The organism is Myxococcus sp. CA033, from assembly GCF_013336625.1.
GTDB lineage: Bacteria > Myxococcota > Myxococcia > Myxococcales > Myxococcaceae > Myxococcus > Myxococcus llanfairpwllgwyngyllgogerychwyrndrobwllllantysiliogogogochensis.
In genome coordinates, this window is the sequence record NZ_JABUMU010000007.1 from 25,237 (window position 1) to 49,499 (window position 24,263).

A 24,263-nucleotide genomic window follows, 5' to 3' on the forward strand; every position below is an offset into this window, starting at 1 on the left:
CGCGTGTACCTGGTCATCACGTTCCTCGAGCAGATGGAAGGGACCGAGCGAGCCATCCGTCGGCTCCGGGAGTTTGGAATCCCGGAGCCGCTGGTGGTCCGAGCTCGGAGCGCGGCCGCGGCGTTGTCCGCCGAGGTGCCCGTGTTCGCGGGGCTGCGAAGTCTGGCCCTGGGCGCGGACGAAGACCGCGTGTTGCTGGTGAGCATGTTGCCCGCCGTCTCCGCCGAGGAGATGGAGCGGATGATTCAACGCGTGCAACTGGAGATGGATGCGGACGATCCACCCATGGGCCGCCTGGTCGCCCTGCCGGTGATCGCCGCGCCGACCCACCGCCGCTCGTGACGTGAAGTCGCGGCCGGTGTAAGCAAGTCTCGTGCAAGCGCTGCTCGTCTTTCTCGCCATCGCGGCGCTGTCCCTGCTCGCCTCGAGTCCGGCGTTGGACTCCGCGCGATTCCCGGCGCTGGCGCGGCTGGCGGCGGGCGGGTTCCTGTTCCTGCTCTTCGGCGTCGTGCTGGGACCGTCGGTGGTGGGGGTGTTGTCGGTGGAGGACCTGCGCCTCTTGCGGCCGGTGATGGCGCTGGGGCTGGGGACGGCGGGCGTCATCCTGGGGTTGAACCTGGAGCCCCGGCTGCTGCGGCTGTTGCCCCGGCCGGTGTACTCGGCGGCGCTGGCGCACGCGGGGACGGCGTTCCTCTTCGTGGCGGTGCCGTTATTCGTGCCGCTGCTGTTGACCTTGAGGCCGTCGTTCCATGCGGCGGTGGGAGCCGCGTCGCTCCTGGGCGCGGCGGCGAGCCTGTCCTCGGGGCACTTCGCGGTGCTGGCGTACCGGGGTGGGCGGATGGACCGCGCGCGGGGCCTGGGCGTGGCGCTGCTGACGATGCTGGATGACGCGGTGGGGCTCGTGGTGCTGGCCCTGGCGCTGCTCCTGGGCGCGGCGCCCACGGTGGGCGAGGGGCTGGGGCTGGTGTGCCTGGCGCTGCTGCTGGGCATCCTGTGTGGCGCGCTCCTGGCGTACCTCACCCACGCGCTGAAGGACCCGGCGGAGCTGGCGACGGTGACGCTGGGAATGGTGGCGCTCGTGGGCGGCGCCGCGGCGTATCTGCGGGTGTCCGCGCTGCTCGCGGGCGTGGCGTGCGGGGCGACGCTGGCGCTGGTGGGAGGGCGGACGACGGAGCGGGTCGCGCGGGCCCTGGGGCGGGTGGAGCGGCCGGTATTCCTGGTGCTGGTGTTCCTGGTCGGCTGCGGGGTGTACACGCGCGACTGGGCGGCGTGGGCGCTGGTGCCGGGCTTCGTGGGGCTGCGCTTCCTGGGGAAGGTGGTGGGCGGCACGTTCGCGCAGCGCCTGGCCCAGGGCGTGTTGGAGCTGCCACCCCGGGTGGGCTACGCGCTCATCGCCCAGGGCGGCCTCGCGTTGTGTCTGGTCGCCGAGTACCAGCTCCTCGTCCCGGGGGGACTGTCGCGCCGCGTGCTGGACGTGGTGGTGGTGGGCGCGGTGGTGAACGAGCTGTTGGCCGGTCAGGCCTTTCGCCAGGTCACCGCGCCGTTGCCCCGCCCGCGGCCCGTGACTCCTCCGGACGTGGGGGTGGCGACATGAAGAGCGCGGTGTTGCGGCTGCTGTTGTTGATGGGGCTGTTGGCCATCATCAGCCGGGCCCAGGTGTTGCGCGCGGACTCCGGCACGCCGGTGACGCTGGCGGCGGGGGCGCTGCTTTTGTGCGGCCTGTTCGCGGGCAAGGTGGCCAAGGGGATGGGGTTGCCCCGGCTCACAGGGTATCTGTTGGTGGGCGTGGCGGTGGGGCCGTATGTGCTGGGCTTCATCCCGGGCGAGGGCGTGAAGGGCCTGGACCTGGTGAAGGGGCTGGCGGTGAGCCTCATCGCGCTGGTGGCGGGCACGGAGCTGCGCCTGGGGCTCATCCGCCGTGTCGGCGCGCGGGTGGCGCTTTTGTGCGCGGCCGTGTGTGGCGTGACGTTCGTCGTGTGCTTCGGGGCGACCATCGCGCTCAAGCCCCTGTTGCCCTTCCTGGCGCCCCTGACGCTGCCGCAGGCGCTGGCGGTCAGCGCGTTGATGTCCACGGTGGTGGTGTCGTTCTCGCCCACGGTGACCATCGCCATCGTCCAGGAGACGAGCGCGCGGGGCTCGTTCACCGAGTTCCTGATGGCGCTGGTCATCATCGGCGACCTGTTCGTGATGGTGGCCTTCGCGCTGGCGGCGGGACTCACGCGCGCGAGCTTCGGCGGCGGCCTGGACGTGGCGGGGCTGTTGAGCGGGGTGGGGTGGGAGCTGTTCGGCTCGGTGGTGGTGGGGGGCCTGCTCGCGGTGGCGATGCTCGTCTACATGCGGGGCGTGAAGCAGGAGTTGCCGCTGTTCCTGGTGGGCCTGTCCTTCGCCGCGGCCGAGGGTGGCACGCGCCTGCACCTGTCGCCGCTGCTGGTGTCGCTGGCGGCCGGGGCGCTCATCGCCAACCTGGATGAGCGCGAGGGTGAGCGCATCCACCACGCGATTCAACGCGCGGGCCTGCCGGTGTTCGCGCTCTTCTTCGCGGCGGCTGGCGCGGGGCTGAAGCTGGATGCGTTGGTGACGGTGGGGCCGGCGGCGCTGCTGCTCGTCGTGCTGCGAGGCGCGGCCATCTGGTTCGCTTGTCGACGCTTCGCGCCCAAGGAGGACCCTCGGTTGAAGAGCCACCTGTGGATGGGGCTCATCTCCCAGGCGGGCGTGACGTTCGGGTTGGCGGCGCTGGTGTCGAGGACGTTTCCCTCGTTCGGCCCGCATGTGGAGGTGCTCATCGTGGCGATGATCACCGCGCACGAACTCGTGGGCCCGGTGCTCACGCGACGTGCACTGACGGCCAGTGGCGAAGTCAGGACGGACGAGGCGCCGGGAACCGCGTAGGCTCGACAGCCCCACGCAGGAGGCAGGAAGGACATCATGGCCGCACCCATCCTCGAGGTGGACATGGAGCACCCCTCACCGCGCCACATCCAGCGCGCCGTGGAGGTGCTCGAGCGCGGCGGGCTCATCGCCTATCCGACGGACACGTACTACGGCATGGGCTGTGACCTGGGCTCGAAGCGGGCCATCGAGCGGCTCTACCAGCTCAAGGGGCGCGACAAGAAGAAGCCCCTGTCCTTCCTGTGCCCGGACCTGTCGGACGTCGCTCGCTACGCCCACGTCAGCAATTTCGCGTATCGAACAATGAAGGGTCTCACCCCGGGTGCGTTTACCTTCGTCCTCGAAGCGACGCGATTGGTGCCCGATTTGATGATGACCAAGCAGAAGCAGGTCGGTATCCGGGTCCCGGATGCCCCCCTGGCTCGCGAACTGGCTCGGGCACTGGGGCGCCCTCTGGTGACGACGTCGGTGAGCAATACTCAGGGTGAGCCGCTCACGGACGCACGGGAGATCAAGGAGGAGTTCGGCCACGGGCTGGAGCTCATCCTTGACGGGGGTGTGACGTTGAACGAACCGTCGACAGTGGTTTCACTCATCGGCGATACGCTTGAAATCCTCCGGCAGGGCAAGGGTAGGCTGGAGGACTGAAACTCGAACAAGAAGAGGGGGGCCACCGTGGAATCAGGGGCCGCGGAGCCAGCGCGAACGGACATGTCACACCAAGTCCCTTCGCCTGTGAGGTTGCTATTGCTGCTGTTGTTTCGTCCGGTGGACCTGCACTACAGGCTCCGGGCGGCGGGAATCCTCGCGCCAGGGGGGCGCATCGGCCAGTTGTGGCGAGAGCAAGGTGAGGGTGGACGCGCCGCGGGGCTCTATGTCCGGCGGATGTTGCTCTTGTTGGTGGTGGGCTCGCCGCTGATGACGGCGCTGGTGGGGCTGGGGCTGTACTGTGCCGGCATTCCACTTCGCGGCGGCTGGGCGGTGTCCGCGTTGTGTTGTTCGGCCGTGGGCCTGGCGCTCGCACAGGTATCGGGACTCGCGGCCGGGGTGCTGTTGGGCTCGCTGGCCAGTCTGTCCATGCTGGTGGGGTTGCACGCCACGGCGGCCGGGGCCTTCGGGCCGGTGCTCGGGGGCGGGGCGGGAATCGCGGTGGGGGCCTGCCTGGGCATGGTGTCCGGGCTGTCGGTGGGGAGCATCGCGAGCATCTCCGGTGGACGAGGCCCGTCCGTGTGGCGGGTGCAGACGGCGGCCATCATCACCAGCCTGGTGCCCATGCTGGTGTGGAGCCGTCAGGCCAACGTGTCCTTCGCGGGCGCGGTGGCGGCGGCGGCGCTGGTGGTCTTCCTGGTCAGCGCGTTCCGGCTGCCGCTCTACGCGCTGGAGGTGCTGGCTTCGGCGGTGGCGTATGCCGTGGAGCGGTGGACGGGGCGCCCGACGTTGCAATGGGTTCCCGTGCGCCACCACAACCTGAGCTATCTGCCGCATCCGTTCCTGGGCAGGCACCTGGCGCTGGCGGTGCGCTCGCGGCCCGCGGAGGTGCTCGCGGTGGCGGATGCCTGCCTGCGCTCGCCGGGGAACATCCTGGTGGGCTGGCCGTGGGTGGTGCAGGCGCTGGAGCGCGCGTCGACGGAGGGCGCGGGCGGGCCGCATCCCTGAGTTCGGGGCCCGTGGGGTCGGCTGGCCTGGGGCCTGGGTGTCGTGACACGTGCGTCGCCAGATTGCCTCCGCGCGGGGCTCCGCTAGCCTGGGGGGCATGGAAGGATTGCTCGACGCGTTCATCGCCTTCATCCGCGCGGAGCGTGGGCTGTCCGGCAAGACGGTGGATGCCTATGCCTCGGATCTCACCGTCTACTTCGAGGACCTGCGCGCACGGGGCGTGGAGGATGCGACGCGGGTCCGGCAGGAGGATGTGACGGCGCACCTGTCGTCGCTGTCCAAGGGCGGGCTGGGCAAGCGCAGTCAGGCACGGCACCTGGCCGCGCTTCGGAGCTTCCACCGCTTCCTGGTCGCCGAGCGACTGGCGGACAAGGACCCGACCGAGGATGTGGACACGCCGCGCTCGGCGAAGAGGCTGCCGTCGTTCCTGACGTTGGAAGAGGTGGAGCAGTTGCTGGCCGCGCCGGACGAGCGGACACCTGCGGGGCTGCGCGACAAGGCGATGCTGGAGGTGCTCTACGCCACGGGCCTCCGCGTCAGCGAGCTGTGTGGGCTGGGCGTCAACGACGTGCAGTTGAGCGCGGGCTACCTGGTGGCGAAGGGCAAGGGCTCCAAGGAGCGCGTGGTGCCGTTGGGGCGCGTGGCGGTGGAGAAGACGCAGGAATATCTGGGCAACTCCCGCCCGGCGATGCTCGGTCGGCGTGAGTCGCGGGCCCTGTTCGTGACGCCCCGGGGTTCGGGCTTCACGCGGCAGGGGTTCTGGAAGCTGCTCAAGCGGTATGCGCTGAAGGCGGGCATCCTCAAGCCCCTGTCCCCCCACAAGCTGCGGCACTCGTTCGCCACGCATCTGGTGGAGCGCGGGGCTGACTTGAGGGCCGTGCAGCAGATGCTCGGACACGCGGACCTGGCCACCACGCAGATCTACACCCACGTCAACAGCGCCCGCCTGCGCTCCGTCTACGACGAGTTCCATCCGCGCAGCGACGTGTTCGTCCCCAAGCCGAAGAAGCGGAAGACGGCGTCGTAACTCCGCGCGTTCCGGGACGTGGCGGCCGGGGTGGACCCGACATGTCAGACCGGCCGGTAGACTGCCTACGTACGAGGTAGACACCCTTCAGGGTAGGGTGTTACGGATGGAATCCCAGAGGTTCCATCGACGGAGGTGGGCGTGGGACGGGGCAAGGGTCGGAAGCCGGCGACGTACGAGGACATCGAAGCGCTGCCGGTGGGGTGGGTGGGGGAGATTGTCGAGGGCTTGCTGTACGCGTCGCCGCGCCCGGCGGTGGGACATCTGCACGTGGCATCACGGCTCGGGGCATTGCTCGTTCAGCCCTTCGACTGGGCACGGGGTGGTCCCGGGGGCTGGTGGTTCCTGGACGAGCCGGAGATTCATCTGGGGCCGAATGTCGTGGTGCCGGACCTCGCGGCCTGGCGACGCGAGCGGGTTCCGGATCCCCCGGACCCGGAGACCCCGTGGCTCTCGCTGGCTCCCGACTGGGTTTGCGAGGTGCTGTCACCTTCGACGCGAAGCACGGACCGCGTTCGCAAGCTGCCGCTGTACCACCGGAGCGACGTGCGCCATGCATGGCTCATCGACCCGTTGCGGTGTTCCCTCGAAATCTATCGGAGCGGGAACCGGGGCTGGGACCGCGTGGGCCTTCATGAGGGGCCCGTCGTGATTCGTGAGGAGCCCTTCGAGGCGGTGCCGCTCGACCTGGGATTGCTCTGGCTGCCACGTCGTGGCGTGACGGGACCCAAGGGCGATGCTGCGACTCCTCCTTAGGCTGTCTCCGCCGTGGGTTTGAAGACTTGAGGTTTGGGTACCGCGGATGGAATCCCAGAGGTTCCATCGATGGAGGTGGGCGTGGGACAGGGCAAGGGTCGGAAGCCGGCGACGTATGAAGACATCGAAGCGCTGCCGGTGGGGTGGGTGGGGGAGATTGTCGAGGACTTGCTGTATGCGTCGCCGCGTCCAGCGGTGAGGCATCTGCAAGTGGCATCACGACTCGGGATCCTGCTGGGGATGCCCTTCGAGTTGGGGCCGGGGGGGCCGGGAGGCTGGTGGTTCCTGGATGAGCCGGAGCTGCACTTCGGGCGAGATATCCTCGTCCCGGATCTGGCGGGCTGGCGTCGGGAGCGGCTTTCGGAGCCACCGCATGATGTGCCCTGGCTGACGCAGGCGCCGGATTGGGTTTGTGAGGTGTTGTCTCCCTCGACGGAGACTAAAGATCGGCTCCGCAAGCTGCCCGTCTATCACCGTGAAGGCGTGCGGCATGTGTGGCTCATCGACCCCGCGCGGCGCTCGCTGGAGGTGTATCGCCATGGCTCCGGGGGCTGGGAGCCGGGAGCGCGCCATGTGGGCGACGTCATCGCGCGCGTGGAGCCGTTCGAGGCCGTTGCCCTGGCGCTCGACCTGCTCTGGTTGCCCCGGCGCGAGGCGGAGCGCGGCGAGCGCACTCCGTCCACGCGTTGAGGGACTGGCTCAGGTGCCCACGTTGACGGCGGGGATTCCAAACGGCTCCGTGCTCGTGCGCCGCGCTTCGGCGGATGCCTCGGCTTCGGGCAGCGGGGCGACATGAATCAGCCCGCTGGCCATCAGCCGGTGCACCGAGCGCGACGCGGCCAGCTCACCCATGGCCGCGGTGCGCAGGGCCTGCCGGATGCTCCGGCTGCCGCGCAGCTTCGAGTACAGGTAGAGGTCATCCGCCGTGAGCTGCGATGGGGTGGGGCGGGGAATCGGCTCGAAGACGAGCCTGCCGTCCAGCGCGAAGAGTTCGTCGCTCAGGGCCAGCGTCAGCCGCACCTCGGCCTCGCGATACAGCGCGTGGGCCTCGGGCACGGGGCCTCGCTCCAGAATCTGGGCGGCCAGTGCCACCGCGTGGTCGTACTTCCCCGTCTCCAGGAAGCGCTTCACCAGGGTCAGGAGATCAGCCAGCTCCGCGGCCTCGCCCACCTTCGGGCCCTTGGCCATCCGGGGTGACAGCGCACCACGACGGTACAGGTGCAGAATCCACCGTGCCGCGAACAGTGGGGCCTCCTTCGCCGTGGCCAGCATCTCGCTCAGGGTGGCGCCACCCGCCGCCAGCTCCAGCAGCTTGTCCTCCTCCTCGGAGAACGTCTCCACGGCGAACTCGCGGAACACCCTGAACGTGGCGTCCAGGTGCGGGAAGACGTCGCGGAACATCGTCCACTCGCGCAGCCGTGTCACCGCGTCCCGGTGCAGGCCGTTGAGCGAGAGCTTCAGTCCCACGGCTCGGGAGGTGGGAGGCAGCTTCGGCGTGAACTCCACCTCTCCCGACTCCCAGCCGTAGCAGTCGAAGAGGGCCTCGCGCGCCTTGTGCTCCATCGCCTCGATGAGCCTGGGCAGCTCCACGAAGCAGCGCTGCACCAGGAAGGTGCCGTACGGCGTGCCCGCGCCCTCCGCCGCCTCGAAGGCCGCCGCCGCTCGGGGCGCGTCCAGGATGCGCAGGTTCACCAGCACCTGCGCCAGGTGCTCCCGAGGGTCATTCGAGCTCTCGCCCACCAGGAAGCCGTCCTTCACCTGGAAGCAGCGTTGGATGGCGCCTCGCTCCACCCTCAGCGTGCCCTCCACCCCGGCACCCGAGAACAGCGGCGGCATCACCATCTGCAGGCGATAGCTGGCGAGACTTCCCTTGAATGACTCCATGCCGGTTCGTCCTCCCGAGGTGAGGCTGCTCGCAGGTGAGGCGCTCAGGGTACCGCTCCACCCACCGCCGCTCAACCGCAAGCCCTTGGAATCCCTCAGGATTTATGTGCGGGTCGGAATTTTTCAGGCTGGGGCGCGGCGGGCATTCAGCAGGCAACGGACGCCAGCACTCCTGAACGGAAGGTTGCAGGGGCGCGGCGGGTATGCGAACCACCCACGCTCAATGATTTCAGATTCAGGAAGTGAATCTGACCCTTTTGACTCGCGATTCGGAACCCAGACATGCGGACCCTCTCAGGCGTGCAGTCCTCCGGAAAGCTGCACATTGGCAACTACTACGGCGCCATCCGCCAGTTCGTGCAGCTCCAGGATGTGAGCGAGGCGTACTACTTCATCGCCAACCTGCACGCGCTCACCACCGTGAGGGACGCGAAGCTCGCGCTGGAGCTCACGCGCGAAGCCGCCCTGGCCTACCTGGCGCTCGGAGTGGACCCGAAGAAGGCCGTCCTCTTCCGTCAGAGCGACGTGCGCGAGGTGCTGGAGCTCAACTGGATTCTGGGCACCGTGGTGCCTCACTCGCACCTGGAGCGGGCCCACAGCTACAAGGACAAGGTCGCCCGGGGCATCTCTCCGGACTTCGGCCTCTTCGCCTACCCGGTGTTGATGGCCGCGGACATCCTGCTCTACGGCACGGACACCGTCCCCGTGGGCAAGGACCAGATTCAGCACGTGGAGTTCGCCCGCGACTGGGCCGTGAAGTTCAACACCGAGTACGTGAAGGGCTATGACCCGGCGGACCCCGAGGGCAAGGAGCGCGGGCACACGCCCGGCATCCTCAAGCTGCCCTCCGCCCTCGTGCAGGAGTCCACCCAGACGGTGCCCGGTATCGACGGCAGGAAGATGTCCAAGTCGTACGGCAACACCATCGACCTGTTCGGTGAAGAGAAGGACATCAAGAAGCGCATCATGTCCATCAAGACGGACTCGACTCCCGTGGAGGCGCCCAAGCCGGTGCCCGGAACGGAGCGCTCGGCGGACGCATCCATCGTCAGCGAGGTCCCTCTCTATGACTTGCTCAAGCTGATGCTTCCGGAGTCCGAGTTCGCCGAGGTGGACGCTTCCTGGAGGGCGGGAGGGAAGGGCTACGGGGACTTCAAGAAGCGGCTCCTGGAGGCCTACCTGACGACCTTTGGCCCGGCCCGTCGGCGGTACGCCGAGCTGGTGAGCGACCCGGCCGAACTGGAGCGCATCCTCCAGGACGGCGCGAATCGCGCTCGGGAAGAGGCCGCCCGGTTGATGGACAAGGTCCGGCGCGCGGTGGGCATCCCGTGAGGTCCTGGGCCTGAACGGGTGTTTACCGCCGTTTGTTTGACCCACCTAAAAGCCACTGTTAAGGAGGTGTGTCCCCCGGCTCGCGCTCGAGGCCGGCGGATTTGAGCCCTTGCGTGATGACGAGCCGCCACCGAAAGCCAGAAGGGCAGCCAGGTTCCGCCGGTGAGTGACGGCCGTCCCACTTCGGCCGACGAGGGCCTCCGCGACGGCGAACCGCCCCGCACCCCGGGCGACGCCTTCCGCGTCGCGCTGCCCAATTTCGAAGGGCCGCTGGACCTGTTGCTCCATCTCATCAAGGAGCATCGGGTCGACATCTTCGACATCCCCCTGGCGCTCATCACCGAGAAGTATCTGGAGCACCTGGAGCGGATGCGGGAGATCAACCTGGACATCGCCGGGGAGTTCCTGGTGATGGCGTCCACGTTGGCCCACCTGAAGAGCCGCATGTTGCTGCCGCGCCAGGACGCGGTGGCCGTGCCCGAGGGCGGCGAGGCCCTGGCCGCGGTCGAGGAGCCGGAGGACCCGCGCGCGGAGCTGGTGCGGCGGCTGCTCGAGTACCAGAAGTACAAGGACGCCGCCGAGCACATGGCCATGCAGGACATCCTCGGCCGCGACGTCTTCGCGCGCAGCGTGCCGGTGGAGGCGGTGCCCATCCCGGAGGAGGAGGTCGGCCTCCAGGAGTTCAGCGTCCTCAAGCTCATCGAGGCGTTGGACCGGGTGCTGGAGCGCCTGCAGCCCAAGGTGCAGCACGAGGTGGTGCGCGAGCGGGTGACGCTCTCCGAGGCCATCCTCCGCATCGCCCAGCGCCTGCATCCCCATGGGCAGGTCCTCTTCGAGAGCCTGTTCACCGAGGAAACGACGCCGACGCGCCAGGAAATCGTCATCACCTTCCTGGCCATCCTGGAGATGGTCAAACGCCGGCTCATCCGTGTGGTACAGGACGAGTCGCTCGGCCCCATCCTGTTGTTGCCCAACGGGGACGCCCTGGAGCGCTTGGTCCCCACGGAGGTCGACGAGAGTGACTACCGGTAGGAAAGGCCCCCGTGCCTCGGACGAGGAGGTTCCAGTCGCGTCCGGAGGTCCCAGTCCGTTCTCAGAGGAAGAGCTGGCCGCCGTCACCGGGCCTGGACTGGCGGACGAGCTGGATGAAGTCGAGGCCGCGGCCATCGAGGAGGACCAGGACGGCGTCACGCCAGACCTGGAGACCTCCTTCGAGAAGCTCGTCTCCAAGAGCCGCAAGCTGTCCCAGGACCGCATCCGCACCGTGGTGGAGAGCGTGCTCTTCGTCGCGGAGCGGCCGCTGTCCGTGGACGAGCTGTGGCAGGCCACCGGCATCGAGCGGGAGCTCATCGCCGAGGCCCTCAACCAGCTCTCCGGCATCCACCGGGACGGCATCAGCGGCATCGTCCTGTACGAAGTCGCCGGGGGCTGGCAGTTCCGCACGGACCCACACTCGGGCGAGTACGTGCGGCGCTACCTCCGGGTGAAGCCGCAGCGCCTCACCCGCGCGGCGGTGGAGACCCTGGCCATCATCGCCTACCGGCAGCCAGTCACTCGGCCGGAACTCGAGGATATCCGCGGGGTGGATTGCGGCGCCGTCCTCAAGGCGTTGATCGATCGCAAGCTGGTGAAAATCCTGGGCAAACGCGAAGAGGTGGGGCGCCCCATCCTCTATGGGACTACTCGCGAATTCCTGGAGTTCTTCGCCTTGAAGGACCTGTCAGCGCTGCCCACGCTGCGGGAATTCCACGAACTCACGCAGGAGCATCGCGAAATCGTGGAGAAAGAAGTACGACCGGCGCCGGCGGCAGCGGGAACGGTGGAAGCGCTATCGGACCCGGGATTCACGAAGCGGATGGAGAAGAACGCGGCGGCCAGCGAGGCGGCGCTTGAGGACCTGGAACACGCCATCGAGGCGGCTGAGCGGACACAGAAGGCCAGCTCCAGCGTCCTGGACACGCCCCCGAAGCCCGAGACGGGCGCCGAGGGGCCGAAGCCCGAGTGACGGGCAGCAATGGAAGAAGGGGAAGTAATGTCGGCAGAACGACTACAGAAGTACCTGGCCCGCGCGGGAGTTGCTTCGCGCCGGCACGCAGAAGAGCTGATCACCGCGGGCCGAGTGGCCGTGAACAACACGACGGTGACGGAGCTGGGGAGCCGAGTGGAGCCGGGCACGGACCTGGTCTCGGTGGACGGAAAGCTCGTCACCCCCCCTGAAGAATCCTCTTACTTCCTGCTCTACAAGCCCGTGGGTGTGGTGACGACCCTGTCGGATCCCCAGGGTCGGCCGACGGTGGCCAACTACCTGGAGGAGACGGGCAAGCGCCTGTTCCCGGTGGGACGCCTGGACTACGACGCCGAGGGAGCGCTGCTCTTCACGGACGATGGCGCGCTGGCGCACAAGCTGACGCACCCGAGCTTCCAGGTGCCTCGCACGTATCTGGCGAAGGTGAAGGGCGAGCCCGACATCCTGACGCTCGACAAGCTGCGTGGTGGCGTGCGGTTGGAAGACGGCATGGCCACGCCGGTGTCGGTGGGCGTATTCGAGTCCGCCGAGAAGAACACCTGGTTGAAGATTGTCGTGGCGGAAGGCCGTCCGCACCTCATCAAGCGGCTGTGTGCCGCGGTGGGGCACCCGGTGGTGCGCCTGTTCCGTCCGGCCTACGCGGGTATTGGCGTGGAAGGATTGCGGCCGGGAGCGCTGCGTCCGCTGAAGAAGACCGAGGTCGAGCTGCTGAACGATGTGGCCGAGGGCCGTGTCGCGCCTCCGACGGCGGAGCTGCGGCTGCCGCCTCGGCGTCATGGGCGCGCGGCGCCGGGCTTCAATGAGTCGGACGAGGACGAGCTGTCCATGGACGATGACGCTCCCGCGCCTCGGAAGGCGGCGGGTGAGCGTGGGGCTCGCAAGGCTCCGGCGGGGGCTGGAGGGGCGGCGTGGAAGCCCGTGGTGGATGGTGGCTCCGGGCTGGCTCGCTTCGGGCGTCCGCGAGGGGCCGCTGCCGAGGGTCGCGGTGCGCGGCGCTCGGGTGGTGACGAGGGTGAGCGCCCGTCGCGTGGCGCGGGTCGGCCGGCGCGCAAGGAGTGGGGCGCGGGTGGGGCGGATTCACCGCGCTCACGTGGGCCTCGCGCGGAAGGTGGCGCGGATCGCGGTCCGCCGCGTCGTGCGCCAGCTGCCGGTGGTGCGTCGCGCTTCGGTCGTTCGGCCTCGGGAGACGAGGGGCGTCCGGCGCGCAAGGAGTGGGGCGCGGGTGGAGAGGACAGCCCGCGCACTAGCAGGAGCGCTGGCGCTGGTGAAGGCCGCCCCGCACGCAAGGAGTGGAGCGCGGACGGTGAGTCGGCTCGTGGTCCCGCGCGTCGTGGCGCGGACGGTGATTCGAAGCCGCGTTTCGGTGGTGACTCGAAGCCTCGTTTCGGTGGCGAGGGCAAGTCGCGCTTCGGTGGTGATTCGAAGCCTCGTTTCGGTGGCGAGGGCAAGCCGCGCTTCGGCGGTGACTCGAAGCCGCGTTTTGGTGGTGAGGGCAAGCCGCGCTTCGGTGGTGACTCGAAGCCTCGTTTCGGTGGCGAGGGCAAGCCGCGCTTCGGTGGTGACTCGAAGCCCCGTTTCGATGGCGAGAGCAAGCCGCGCTTCGGTGGTGACTCGAAGCCTCGTTTCGGTGGCGAGGGCAAGCCGCGCTTCGGCGGTGACTCGACGCCCCGTTTCGATGGCGAGAGCAAGCCGCGCTTCGGTGGCGACTCGAAGCCTCGTTTCGGTGGCGACTCGAAGCCTCGTTTCGGTGGTGACTCGAAGCCTCGTTTCGGTGGTGACTCGAAGCCTCGTTTCGGTGGTGACTCGAAGCCTCGTTTCGGTGGTGACTCGAAGCCGCGTTTCGGTGGTGACTCGAAGCCGCGCTTCGGTGGCGACTCGAAGCCGCGTTTCGGTGGTGACTCGAAGCCTCGTTTCGGTGGCGACTCGAAGCCTCGTTTCGGTGGTGACTCGAAGCCTCGTTTCGGTGGTGACTCGAAGCCTCGTTTCGGTGGTGACTCGAAGCCCCGCTTCGGTGGTGACTCGAAGCCTCGTTTCGGTGGTGACTCGAAGCCCCGCTTCGGTGGTGACTCGAAGCCTCGTTTCGGTGGTGACTCGAAGCCTCGTTTCGGTGGTGACTCGAAGCCGCGCTTCGGCGGCGAGGGCAAGCCTCGCTTCGGTGGCGCTGGTCGCTCGGAAGGCGAAGGCCGTCCTCGTTTCGGCGGCGGTGCGTCGCGCGGAGCAGGGCGTTCGGCTTCGGCCGGCGAAGGCCGTCCTCCTCGCCGCGAGTGGAGCGGTGGAGACAAGGGCGCTCCTCGTGGCCGTCCCGACCGCAAGCCCCGTGATTCGGAAGGCTCGGGTCCTCGTGGACGCAGCGGCGGCTTCGGCGCGAAGCCGGGCGGCAAGGGTCCTCGGGGGGCAGGCGGCCGGACAGAGGCCCGCGCCTGGAAGCCGTATGACGACAAGGGCTCGCCCCGCGAGCGAGTCGTCCGCGCCGGGTCCCGGGGCCTCGCCCCCGAAGGCGCCCGCAAGTCCGAGGGTTTCCAGGACTGGGGCAAGAAGAAGGAAGCCGGTTCCCGGCCCCGCTTCAGCACCCAGGGGCCCAAGGGGCGGGCGGGCTCATCCTCGAAGGGGCCTCGCCGGCCTTACTGACGCACCACACAGCACAGCGGATTGGGCGGCAGGGGGGTCGTTGATATAACCCCCTGCGACTTTTCCACCGTTCGCCTTACCGGAGACCGATGCGAACCGGCACCCGCCCCTTCCTCCTCATGCTGGTCCTGGTCCTCGGTTGCAATGGCAGCCGAGACCAGCTCCTCGCGGATCTCCAGAGTCCACGTCCGGAGGTCCGCGCCCTGGCGGTGAAGAAGCTCGCCGGGCAAGGCAATCCGGACGACCTCGTCCTCTTCACTCGGGCGGCCAAGGACCTGGCCGCCATTGTCCGCGCCGAAGCGGCCGTCGCGCTGGGGGAGAGTCAGGATCCCCGCGTGGTGGACCTGCTCGGCGAGCTCTTGGAGGACTCCGACGAGGAGGTCCAGGGCCGCGCCGCCATGGCGCTCTCCAAGGTCAAGAACGACAAGGCCAAGGCCTACCTCACGCTCCAGTATGGGCGCCGAGGCCGCGCCACCCGTCAGGTCATCGTCCAGGCCTTGAAGAACGCGAACGTCCCAGGCGCCATGGCGGAAGTCGTCGCCGCCGAAGCCAAGGGACAGTGGGATCGCAATCTCCTGACGCTCACCGAGGGCGCGCTGCCCGAGCGGGTCGGCGCCGCCGAGGAGCTTGGCAAGAGCGGTCGCCCGGAGGCCGTGAATCGTCTGTTGCCGCTGGTCCGCGACAGTCAGGTCATCCTCGCCGCCGCCGCCGTGCGGGGCCTGGGAGACGCCGGTGACAAGCGGGCCGTGGGTGCCATCGCCCTGCTGCTGGACGAGAGCTTCCCCGAGCTGCGCGAGTCCGCGATCATCGCGCTGATGAAGTTGCAGGACCCGGCCGCCGCGCCCCGCCTGCAGGCCGTGGCGGTGGAGAAGAGCGCCGTGAGTCCCATGGCCATCGACGCCATCCTGTCCTTTCCTCGCACGCCCGAGGCGGACACCGCGCTGTGCGCCGTCGCCCTTGATGGCGCGCCAGCCGAGGCGCTCGCCGCCGGCCGGGCGATGCGCTCGCGGGGCGGCTGCCCGATGGACCCCATTGGCGAGCGGCTTTCGCGTCCCGCCACCGCCGCCAGTGGGCTCCAAGCCGTCCTCGGGTTGGGGCCCGCGGCCCTGCCGCTGCTTCCCAAGGTGGCGCCGTGGCTCAACCAGAACGACGCGGTGCTGCGCCTGCTCGCGGTGGAGGCCGTCACCGCCGTGGGCGACGCTTCCGTCGTGCCCCAGCTCCAGAAGCTCTATGAGCAGGAGGTGAAGGGCCTGGAGGCCCTGCGCACCGACTGGGTCGCGCAGAAGCTGCCGGAGAACTACTCGAGCGCGTTCGACCCCTCGGCGCCGTCTTCCCCTCACGTCCCCGGTGCGGCGCCGGATGAGCGTGCGGCCCGTCACGCTTCGCTTTTCGAGCGCGTCAAGGCGCTCAATGCCCAGCGGGCTCGCGACTCGGGTCGTCCGGTGGTCAAGCCTCGCGTGCCCACCGAGCTGTTCGATGACGTGGAGGCGGAGCGGCTCGTCCCACTGGCGACGCTGCTGCGTGCGCTGGGCTCGCTCCGTGCGCCTGGCGCGCTGGAACTGCTCAAGGGCTACAGCCAGGACTCGAGCATCCCCCTGCGTACCGCCGCGCTGGTGGGCCTGACGCACCTGGGCCCCGAGGGCGTGGCAGTGGCGCGTGACGGACTCCTGGAGCCCGAGCGCGATCTCCAGAAGGCGCTCGCGCAGGCCCTCGCGGAGGCTGGCGACGCGGGTCCGGCGGCGTTGATGGAGATGCTCCCGAAGATGGGTGGAGAGAAGCTGCTGGTGTTGGATGCGCTGACGCGGGGCTCGGGCGTGCCCGCCTCGGCGTCGGCGGTGCTCCAGACGGTGGTGAAGGAAGGCGGCCCGGAGGCCGCGCTCGCGGCGGGGCTGCTCGGTCGCATCCAGGCGAAGGATGCCGTGCCCACGCTCATCAAGGCGCTGGACGAAACGAACAGCGTCGCGCGGCGGGATGTGTTGCTGGCGCTCGGGACGCTGGGTGATTCGCAGGCGGCCGACGCGGTGTCGCGAGACCTGTTCCACGACCTTCCGGAGATTCGCGCGGCGGCGGCGACGGCGCTCAAGCGCATGGGCGCGACGAACCAGTCGGAGTCGCTGGATGCGCTCAAGAGCGACTACTTCCGCACCGTGCGCGACGCGGCGGGGGCGGCGCTGGCGAAGGGCGGCACCGCTGCCGAGGGAGCCAGGTGATGGAGGCGCGCAAGCTCAAGGACAGGGCCGCTGAAGCCTTTACCAAGGGCCGCTTCTCCAAAGCCGCGGAGTTGTACGAGGACTTCTGCAAGCTCGATCCGAAGGACCACCAGTCGCGCCTGCGTACGGGGGATGCGTGGGCCAAGGCAGGTGAGCGCGAGCGCGCCATCTCCGCCTATCAGGCCGCCGCCGAGGGCTTCGCGAAGGAGGGCTTCCTCCCGCGAGCCATCGCCGCGAGCAAGCTCATCCTAGAACTGGACCCCAGCCATCAGGGCGTCCAGCAGATGCTGGCGAACCTCTACGCGCGCCGGGGAACTCCCGCGGGTGCCCGGGCCCGTGGGCCCATGACGAGCGCGCTCTCCGCGCCGCCACCGCCCGAGCGTCCCGTGGCGGCGGTGCCTACGCCGCCGCGCGCCGGGACACCGGCCGTGCTGGAAGCAGGGGAGGGCTCCGTCAACCCCTCCGCTGAACTCCCCGCCGAGCTGGCGCTGTCCGTGGAGGACGCGCCCACCCCAGGCTCCACCGACACGTCGGAAGAGGTTGTTCACTCGGTGAGCATGGGCCTCTCGCATCCGGATGCGGGGGCTTCCGTCGCGGCGGCCTCTCCGGGCGAGGAGCACGAGGGCATCGACATCGCGCTGGGCGAGCCCGAGTCGTCTCCCGCCGTGTCAGCAGTCACCCACGCGAATGCCCGGAGCGCGTCAGAGACGCCCTCCGTGGCGAGTGTCAGCGTGATTTCCGCCGGGATGGCCGACACCCACGCGAATGCGCGGGGCGCGTCAGCGGCGTCCCCTGCGGCGAGTGTCAGCGCGATTTCCGCCGGCGTAGCCGACACCCACGCGAATGCCCGGAGCGCGTCAGACGCGTCCATTAACGCGAGTGTCGGGACGATTCCCGCCGGGGCCGTCGTCACCAGCGCGCATGCGCGGGGCGAGGCAGCGTCGGCGCCTGCCGCCGTGTCCGCCGAGACTTCCATCGCCAGCGCGCAGGAGAACAACGGCACTTCGCTGCCTCCCGGTCTGGCACCGCGCGCCACGCAGCGAGTGCGGCCGCCCGTGCCGGAGACGCCCGTCGCTGCCAGCACGGACGCCCTGACGTCGGGCCCTCGCTCGCCCGTGAGTGGCAAGTGGAAGGCGCTCTCTTCGCCCATCGGAGAAGCGGGGTCGACGGATTCCGCCACGATGCCTCGGACGCCGACGGTCATCGACCCGCCCTCCGCGCCTCCAGGGTTGCGCCCTCGTCGCGCGGAGGCCACGCCTCACGCGGGTGCAACGGCGGTGCCCTTCCGAGAGGTGTCGCGGGAGCTCGGCGCGTCGCTGCGCGCGGTACCGCCCAGCCCGTCGTCCTTCACCGAGCTGGAGATGGAGGCCGACTCCCTGCTGCACGCCGTGGAACTGGCGGCACAGGCGGGGCTGCACCAGCGCGCCGAGGAAGTCGGCGACGGAGAGGAAGAGGTCTTCAGCCTCACCGAGGAAGTCCTCACCGACGCGCCCTCACTGGATGCGCTCCCCACCATCCCCCTGTTCTCGGACCTGCCGCGCGACGCCTTCATCGAGCTGTTCGAGCGCTGCCCTCTGCGCCGCTTCAGCCTGGGCGAGCGCATCCTCGACCAGGGCAGCCACGGCGACGCCTTCTACGTCATCTGTGAAGGCCAGGTGCGCGTCTTCCGGACGGAGTCAGGTCGCCGCGTGGACCTGGCCGCGCTGGAAGGCGGAGCCTTCTTCGGTGAGATGGCCATCCTGTCCGGCGCCCCTCGCACCGCGTCCGTCGAGGCTGGCACCGAAGACACGCAGTTGCTCGAGATCTCCGCGCCCGTGCTCGCCTCGCTCTCGCGGAGCCATCCCCAGGTGGCGGCGGCCCTGAAGAAGTTCGTGCGGCAGCGCCTGCTCACCAACGTGATGAACACCTCGGCGCTGTTCCGTCCCTTCAACCGGAAGGACCGTCGCACGCTGGTGGAGCGCTTCCGGGCCCGCGACATCGAGCGCGGCGAGGTCGTTATCCGGGATGGCGACCGGACCGATGGTCTCTACGTCCTGCTCTCCGGCGAGGTGGAGGTGCACAAGGACGGGCACCTGCTGACGCGACTGAAGGAGGGGGACCTGTTCGGAGAAATCTCCCTCCTCCAGAAGACGCCCGCCACGGCCACCGTGACGGCCGCGCGTCACACCACGCTGCTGCGGCTGCCGCGCGAGGACTTCGACGCGCTCATCTCCAGCCACCCGCAGATCCTCGTGCTCATCTCCGAGCTGAGCGACGAGCGCCTGCGCCGCACCGAGCAAGTCCTGGGGACGAACCTCTCCGGCACCTTGAACTCGCTGGATGGCGAAGAGGAACTCATCCTGGTCTGAGGCGCGCGGGCTTCAGCGCACCTTGGCCAGGTAGTCGTCGCGGGTGACCAGCCCCCGCGTCTCCAGCAGCTCCAGCATGGCCCTTAACGAGCGCGCCTGCTGAGCGACCATGCGCTCCAGGTCCGCGACCTGCTGCGTGAGGATATCCACGCGCTGCGTGAGTTCGCTCTCCCGGACGGGTGCCGGCGTTTGACTGGCCGTCGAGCGCGACGCGCCCGCCATCTCCATCGGCTCCGAGGGTGGCGCCAGCTCGAAGGTCTGCTCGTCGAGATTGAACGACAGCGGCGAGGCTGTCGCGGAGGTGATTTCCCCGTGGTAGTGGCGGCGGATGGCTCGCTCGATGGACGACGCGGCGGCCACCACCACCTGGATGCGCTGGCCCGTGTGGAAGGCCAGCTCCTGGAGGGACTCCACGTTCGTCGGGTCCGAGGTGGCCACCGTCAGCAGCTTGTTGGCGGGGTCTGCCGCGGTCGGGAAGACGGTGTAGCGCTCGGCGATATCCGCGCGCAGCGCCTGGAGGGCCACGGACGAGGGCGCCAGGCCATCCAGCTCCACCGTTGGAATGGAGAGCTGGCGCGAGAGCGCGTGGACCATGGAGCTCTCGTCCACGAAGCGCATCTGCACCAGCGTCAGGCCCAGCCGTCCGCCCCACTTGCGCTGCTCGGCGAGCGCGGAGCGCAGCTGGGTCTCCGTCAAGAGGCCGGCGTCCATGAGGATTTCCCCGAGCCGGCGCTTGCGGCCAGGGGGCGAAGGCGGGGGTGCCACGGAAGAAGGATTCACCCCCCCAGCATACCAGTGGCCGGGGACGTCCGGCCCCCGAGGAGCCTGCCGAGAGGTGGGGAAGGGGCGGGCACCCCCGCAATGGGGTAAATGTCAGGGCATGACGCGAAGCCTCCTCCCGTTTCTCACGCTGGCGCTCGTCGCCGGCTGTGCGTCGCAACGGCTGGCCGGCGCGGACCTGGACCGCGTGCGCCGCCCTGCGTTCATCTCCCGCATCGAGGACGGCGCGGGACCTCGCAGCTTCGTATTCCGTGAAGACGCCGCATACGGCGACAAGCTCAAGAAACTCGAGCCCGTGGAAGCGGACCGACGGCTCACGGTGAAGCTCCAGCAGGCGGTGACGCGCTTCGAAATCTCGGAGCGGCTGCGAGTGAATACGCTGACGCAGCTGCCGCGCGAGGCGCCGTGGACGGCGACGGTGGACCCGGCGCGCGTCGCTTCGGTGCTGGAGAGCTTCCTGGTGGAGGAAGTCCCGGCGAACGCGCCGGACTACGACATGGTGGCGCCGCTGGGCGCGGACACCGTCGTCGAGTTCGTCGTGCAGGAGTACGGCATGCGCAGCAAGAAGGGCCACGCGGGCGCCTTCCTGCGCGGGTACGGGCGGATGTTCACGCTGGATGGGCGCTCGGAGGTGTGGCGACACCCGTTCTCCGTGGACCAGGTGGAGTCCGGTGCCGCGCACCTGGACCCGTTCAAGGTGGGCAAGGACCCCGACCTCTTCCGCCAGGCGATGACCCTCATGCTGGACCAGGTGGCGCTGGATTTCGTGAAGGACCTGACGCCGAGAGACAGGCGCGGGGGCCCGACGCTTCCCGACCACCCCATCTCCTCGTCGCCGGACAATGTCGCGCCGGTGATGGTGGAGCCCCCGAAGCCGGCCGAGTCGGACCTGGCCCCGGGTGAGCTGCCGGACCCCGACCCGGACCCGACCTAGCGTCGGCGCGGCACTCCAGGGCGGGCCCTAGAAGAGGGCGTGCTCCAGGAGGAGCACTGCGAGCCCGACCACGAAGCTGATGAGCGTGACGGGCACCCCCACGCGCAGGTAGCGCAGGAAGCTCATGTCCACCTTCTCGCGCGCCGCCTCGAAGACGATGAGGTTGGCGACGCTGCCCACCAGCGTGAGGTTGCCCGCGAGCGTGGAGCCCAGCGCCAGCACGTGCCAGCCGAGCTCCACGTTCTGGAGCGCGGGCACCCATGAGCGCGCGAGCATGACGAAGGGCACGTTGCTGAAGATGTTGGACGCCACCAGCGTCAGCCCCGCGAAGCCCAGCGTCTCCCTCCACGAGGGCCCCGTCATCAGCGGCGCGAACAGCAGGCGGATGTCCTCCGCCCAGCCGTCCTTGTTCACGCCGTAGACGACGACGAAGAGGCTGGCGAAGAACAGCAACAACACCCAGTCCACGCGCTCCAGCGCCTCGCGAGGCTCCCTGCGGGACAGGGCCATGACCAGCGCGGCGCCCGCGAGCGCGCTCCAGCTCATGGGCAGGCCCGCGAAGAAGGCCACGACGACGCCCGCCATGACGGTGAGCGTCAGCGCCAGCAGCCCCCGGTCCACCGGCGGTGGCGGAGGATGGGGCTCGAAGCGCGTCGACGTCAGCTCCTTGCGGAAGATGAAGACGAGCGCGCCCGCGACGATGACCGTCGACAACAGCGCGGGCAGGGCCATGTACGCGGCGAAGCTCGCATACGAGATTCCCGACGCGCCCTGGATGAGCATGTTCTGCGGATTGCCGGTGAAGGTGGCCACCGAGCCGCTGTTGCTGCCCATGCACACCGCGAGCAGGTAGGGCACGGGCGGCAGGCGCGCGTCCTCCACCGTGGCGAGCACCAGGGGCGTGAGCATCAAGCACACGGTGTCGTTGACGAGGAAGGCGGACAGCGCCGCGGAGATGAACGTCACCGCCAGCAACAACAGCCGAGGCGTGCGAGCCCGCCGCACCGCCCACGCGCCCGCCGTGCGGAAGAAGGCCGCCTGGGACATGTAGGCCGCCAGCAGCATCATCCCGAGCAGCAGGACGATGGTGTCCGCGTCGATGGCGTGTCGAGCGGGGTTCTCGCTGTGGTTGAAGACCTCGGCGGGAGTGACGACCCCGAGGACGACCATCAGCACTGCGCCCAGGAGCGCGCCTCCAGGGCGGTCCAGCTTGATGAAGGGGAGCCGGGCGCCGGCGATGAAGACGTAGGTGAACAGGAAGATGGCGAGGGCCACGGGCGGCGCACCCTAGCCGAGCGCCGTCCCGCGTGCCCTGGGCGCGTTCGCGTTGTCCGGGCGGGTACACGCCTGTACAGTGCCCGACCCATGAAGTTCGAGAAGGAAGAAGGGGCCTTTGGTGGCCCCCGCCGCACCCCCTGGAACGCCCCCCGGGGCCTGGACACCGTGCTTCAGCAGTGGAAGGCGGACAAGGGGCTGGGGCCCTGCTTCTCGCTCGACGAGGCGACGCCCGCCCGGGTGGGCTCCTTCGCCCCCATCCCCGACGAGGTGGCCCCCCAGGTTCGCGAGGCCCTTCGCCAGCGGGGTGTCGATCAGCTCTTCTCCCATCAGGCCGAGGCCTTCCGCCTGGCCCGCGCCGGCAAGAACCTGGTCATTGCTACGCCAACGGCCTCCGGCAAGAGCCTCTGCTACAACCTGCCGCTGTTGGATCGCTTCGCGCGGGAGCCGCAGGCACGGGCCCTGTACCTGTTTCCCACCAAGGCGCTGTCGAGAGACCAGGAAGAGTCCCTGCGCGCGTTCATGCGCGAGGCGGGGCTGTCCCACGGCGCCATCACCTTCGACGGCGACACACCGGCGGATGCGCGGCGCGCGGCTCGGGAGCGCGGGGGCGTCCTGCTCACCAACCCGGACATGCTGCACACGGGCATCCTCCCGCATCACGCGAGCTGGGCGCGCCTGTTCTCCAACCTGCGCTACGTCGTCATCGACGAGCTGCACACGTACCGAGGTGTCTTCGGCTCGCATCTGGCCAACGTCCTGCGCCGGCTGCGACGCGTTGCGCGCTTCCATGGCTCGGACCCAGTGTTCATCGCGGCCTCGGCCACCATCGGCAATCCCCAGGCACATGCACGGCGGATGCTCGGGACTGACGTCGAACTCGTCTCGGAGAGCGGCGCCCCGTCTGGTGAGCGGCGGGTCATGGTCTTCAACCCGCCCGTGGTCAACGCGGAGCTGGGCATCCGCGCCAGCTACCTGAAGACGTCGGTGCGTCTGACGGCGGACCTGGTGCGCGCGGGCGTGTCCACGCTGCTGTTCGGCCAGTCGCGCAACAACATCGAGGTGATGCTCAAGTACCTGCGGGACAGGTTCGTCGAGGAGAAGTTGGACCCGTCGCTCATCCAGGGCTACCGGGGCGGCTACCTGCCGGGCACGCGCAGGGCCACGGAGGCGGCGCTGCGCGCGGGTGACGTGCGCTGTGTCGTCGCCACCAACGCGCTGGAGCTGGGCATCGACATCGGCTCGCTGGATGCCGTGGTGTGCGCGGGCTACCCGGGCTCGGTCGCCGCGCTGATGCAGCGCTTCGGTCGGGCGGGGCGTCGAGGCGCGGGCAGCCTGGCCCTGCTCGTGACGTCGAGTGCCCCGTTGGACCAGTATCTCGCGGCGGACCCGCGCTTCCTCATCGGCGCGCCGGTGGAGCACGCGCGCATCGACCCGGACAACGTGGAGATTCTCGTCCAGCACCTCAAGTGCGCCTCCTTCGAGCTGCCCTTCGAGGAGGGCGAGCCCTTCGGGGACGTGCCGCCGGAGTCCACGGCGGAGGCGCTGGGTTTCCTCGCGCAGCACGAGGTGGTGCATCCGACGGCCGGGGAGGGTGGCCGGCGCGTGTTCCACTGGTCTTCGGATGCGTACCCGGCCAACCACGTGTCCCTGCGCAGCGTGGGCTGGGACAACGTCGTCATCATCGAGCGCGGCACGGACCGGACGCTGGCGGAGATGGACTTCCGCTCGGCGCACACGATGCTGCACGAGCAGGCCATCTACCAGCACGAGGGCGAGCAGTATCAGGTCGAGCAGTTCGACTACGACAACCACAAGGCCTTCGTCCGCAAGGTGGCGCCGGACTACTTCACGGACGCGATGACGTACGTGCGCGTGAATGTCATCCAGGAGGACCAGAGCGCGCCCATGGGCCCGGAGCTCCAGGCCGGCATGGGCGAGGTGAGCGTCATCGAGAAGGTGGTGGGCTACAAGAAGATCAAGTACCACACGCATGAGAACGTCGGTTACGGCGACGTGGCGCTCCCAGAGATGCAGATGCACACCACGTCGCTCTGGCTGACGGTGCCGGAGTCGGTGGTGCGCTCGATGAACTCACCGCGCCCGGCCGTCATCGACGCGCTCCGGGGCGTGGCCACCGCGCTGCGGACCGTGGCGTGCGTGGGGTTGATGATCGACCCGAGGGACGTGGGCAAGACGCTCGGCAGCCGCGACGACGCGGACGGGCCTCCGCGCAAGGACGGTGGCGTGGGGTTCGACCCCACCATCTTCCTCTATGACAACGTGCCCGGCGGCGTGGGCCTGGCCGCGCGGCTCTTCGACCAGCGGGACGAGTTGCTCGTGCGCGCGCGGCGCCTGCTGGAGTCCTGCGCTTGCGAAGAGGGTTGCCCCGCCTGCATCGGTCCCGCCTCGGGCGTCATGCCCGGACAGGCTCCGGTGGATCCGCATCCGCGCAAGCGACTGGGGCTGGAGCTCCTGTCGGTGCTCGGCATCGCTGGCGTGCAGTAGACGGAGACCC

19 protein-coding genes are annotated in these 24,263 nt (G+C 69.3%); 16 read left to right on the plus strand and 3 right to left on the minus strand.

All coding sequences use genetic code 11. From position 1 onward, the window contains the following. Positions 1 to 3: 3 nt before the first annotated feature. From HUA78_RS19440 to HUA78_RS19475, 8 genes are all read left to right on the plus strand, one after another. Positions 4 to 342 carry a hypothetical protein gene (locus tag HUA78_RS19440; protein ID WP_141648803.1) on the plus strand — a complete coding sequence of 113 codons (339 nt, stop codon included), beginning with the start codon at positions 4 to 6 and terminating at the stop codon, positions 340 to 342. Between the two features lie 31 nt (positions 343 to 373). Then, positions 374 to 1,594: a cation:proton antiporter gene (locus tag HUA78_RS19445; protein ID WP_174458347.1), complete on the plus strand. Its 1,221-nt coding sequence runs from the start codon at positions 374 to 376 to the stop codon at positions 1,592 to 1,594. Continuing rightward, positions 1,591 to 2,889 (plus strand): cation:proton antiporter, encoded by a 1,299-nt coding sequence (locus tag HUA78_RS19450; protein WP_174458348.1) that lies wholly within the window; start codon positions 1,591 to 1,593, stop codon positions 2,887 to 2,889. Before HUA78_RS19445 ends, HUA78_RS19450 begins: the two co-directional genes overlap by 4 nt. 36 nt (positions 2,890 to 2,925) lie before the next feature. Next, positions 2,926 to 3,537 (plus strand): L-threonylcarbamoyladenylate synthase, encoded by a 612-nt coding sequence (locus HUA78_RS19455; protein WP_141649487.1) that lies wholly within the window; start codon positions 2,926 to 2,928, stop codon positions 3,535 to 3,537. 63 nt (positions 3,538 to 3,600) lie between these two features. Beyond that, complete coding sequence (locus tag HUA78_RS19460; RefSeq protein WP_174458349.1) at positions 3,601 to 4,545, plus strand: hypothetical protein; 945 nt, start codon at positions 3,601 to 3,603, stop codon at positions 4,543 to 4,545. 97 nt (positions 4,546 to 4,642) lie between these two features. Next, complete coding sequence (xerD, locus tag HUA78_RS19465) at positions 4,643 to 5,572, plus strand: site-specific tyrosine recombinase XerD (RefSeq protein ID WP_141649342.1); 930 nt, start codon at positions 4,643 to 4,645, stop codon at positions 5,570 to 5,572. Positions 5,573 to 5,707: 135 nt separating this feature from the next. Then, positions 5,708 to 6,328, plus strand: coding sequence for a Uma2 family endonuclease (locus HUA78_RS19470; RefSeq protein WP_174458350.1), 621 nt, complete (start codon positions 5,708 to 5,710; stop codon positions 6,326 to 6,328). A 69-nt stretch (positions 6,329 to 6,397) separates the two neighbouring features. Beyond that, positions 6,398 to 7,018, plus strand: a complete 621-nt coding sequence (locus HUA78_RS19475; RefSeq protein WP_174458391.1) for a Uma2 family endonuclease — start codon at positions 6,398 to 6,400, stop codon at positions 7,016 to 7,018. 9 nt (positions 7,019 to 7,027) lie between these two features. On the opposite strand, the gene HUA78_RS19480 is transcribed toward HUA78_RS19475, so the two are convergent. Beyond that, positions 7,028 to 8,212, minus strand: coding sequence for a DUF4388 domain-containing protein (locus tag HUA78_RS19480; protein ID WP_141649433.1), 1,185 nt, complete (start codon positions 8,210 to 8,212; stop codon positions 7,028 to 7,030). A 282-nt stretch (positions 8,213 to 8,494) separates the two neighbouring features. Here HUA78_RS19480 and trpS point away from each other — a divergent pair, with 282 nt between their 5' ends. The 6 genes from trpS (at position 8,495) to HUA78_RS19510 (ending at position 18,756) form a co-directional block, all read left to right on the plus strand. Further along, the gene (gene trpS, locus HUA78_RS19485) at positions 8,495 to 9,544 is read left to right on the plus strand and encodes a tryptophan--tRNA ligase (protein WP_174468582.1); all 1,050 of its coding nucleotides are present in this window, start codon (positions 8,495 to 8,497) and stop codon (positions 9,542 to 9,544) included. Between the two features lie 162 nt (positions 9,545 to 9,706). Then, positions 9,707 to 10,576 (plus strand): ScpA family protein, encoded by an 870-nt coding sequence (locus HUA78_RS19490; RefSeq protein WP_141649324.1) that lies wholly within the window; start codon positions 9,707 to 9,709, stop codon positions 10,574 to 10,576. Continuing rightward, a complete protein-coding gene (gene scpB / locus HUA78_RS19495) occupies positions 10,563 to 11,549 on the plus strand; it encodes an SMC-Scp complex subunit ScpB (RefSeq protein ID WP_141649325.1) in 987 nt (328 codons plus the stop codon). The genes HUA78_RS19490 and scpB overlap by 14 nt, the downstream gene beginning before the upstream one ends. Positions 11,550 to 11,576: 27 nt before the next feature. Then, positions 11,577 to 14,198 carry a pseudouridine synthase gene (locus HUA78_RS19500; RefSeq protein WP_174476894.1) on the plus strand — a complete coding sequence of 874 codons (2,622 nt, stop codon included), beginning with the start codon at positions 11,577 to 11,579 and terminating at the stop codon, positions 14,196 to 14,198. 89 nt (positions 14,199 to 14,287) lie between these two features. Further along, positions 14,288 to 16,408, plus strand: a complete 2,121-nt coding sequence (locus HUA78_RS19505) for a HEAT repeat domain-containing protein (protein WP_174463855.1) — start codon at positions 14,288 to 14,290, stop codon at positions 16,406 to 16,408. Then, positions 16,408 to 18,756 (plus strand): cyclic nucleotide-binding domain-containing protein, encoded by a 2,349-nt coding sequence (locus HUA78_RS19510; protein ID WP_174476895.1) that lies wholly within the window; start codon positions 16,408 to 16,410, stop codon positions 18,754 to 18,756. Before HUA78_RS19505 ends, HUA78_RS19510 begins: the two co-directional genes overlap by 1 nt. A gap of 12 nt (positions 18,757 to 18,768) precedes the next feature. Here HUA78_RS19510 and HUA78_RS19515 read toward each other — a convergent pair whose 3' ends face one another. After that, on the minus strand, positions 18,769 to 19,467 hold the full coding sequence (locus HUA78_RS19515; protein ID WP_141649295.1) for a general secretion pathway protein GspE: 699 nt from the start codon (positions 19,465 to 19,467) through the stop codon (positions 18,769 to 18,771). 169 nt (positions 19,468 to 19,636) lie between these two features. On the opposite strand from HUA78_RS19515, the gene HUA78_RS19520 reads away from it, so the two are divergent. Continuing rightward, a complete protein-coding gene (locus HUA78_RS19520) occupies positions 19,637 to 20,470 on the plus strand; it encodes a hypothetical protein (RefSeq protein WP_174468486.1) in 834 nt (277 codons plus the stop codon). Positions 20,471 to 20,497: 27 nt separating this feature from the next. On the opposite strand, the gene HUA78_RS19525 is transcribed toward HUA78_RS19520, so the two are convergent. Next, positions 20,498 to 21,745 (minus strand): SLC13 family permease, encoded by a 1,248-nt coding sequence (locus tag HUA78_RS19525; RefSeq protein ID WP_141649094.1) that lies wholly within the window; start codon positions 21,743 to 21,745, stop codon positions 20,498 to 20,500. A 90-nt stretch (positions 21,746 to 21,835) separates the two neighbouring features. On the opposite strand from HUA78_RS19525, the gene HUA78_RS19530 reads away from it, so the two are divergent. Further along, positions 21,836 to 24,253: a DEAD/DEAH box helicase gene (locus tag HUA78_RS19530; RefSeq protein WP_246137857.1), complete on the plus strand. Its 2,418-nt coding sequence runs from the start codon at positions 21,836 to 21,838 to the stop codon at positions 24,251 to 24,253. Positions 24,254 to 24,263 lie beyond the last annotated feature (10 nt).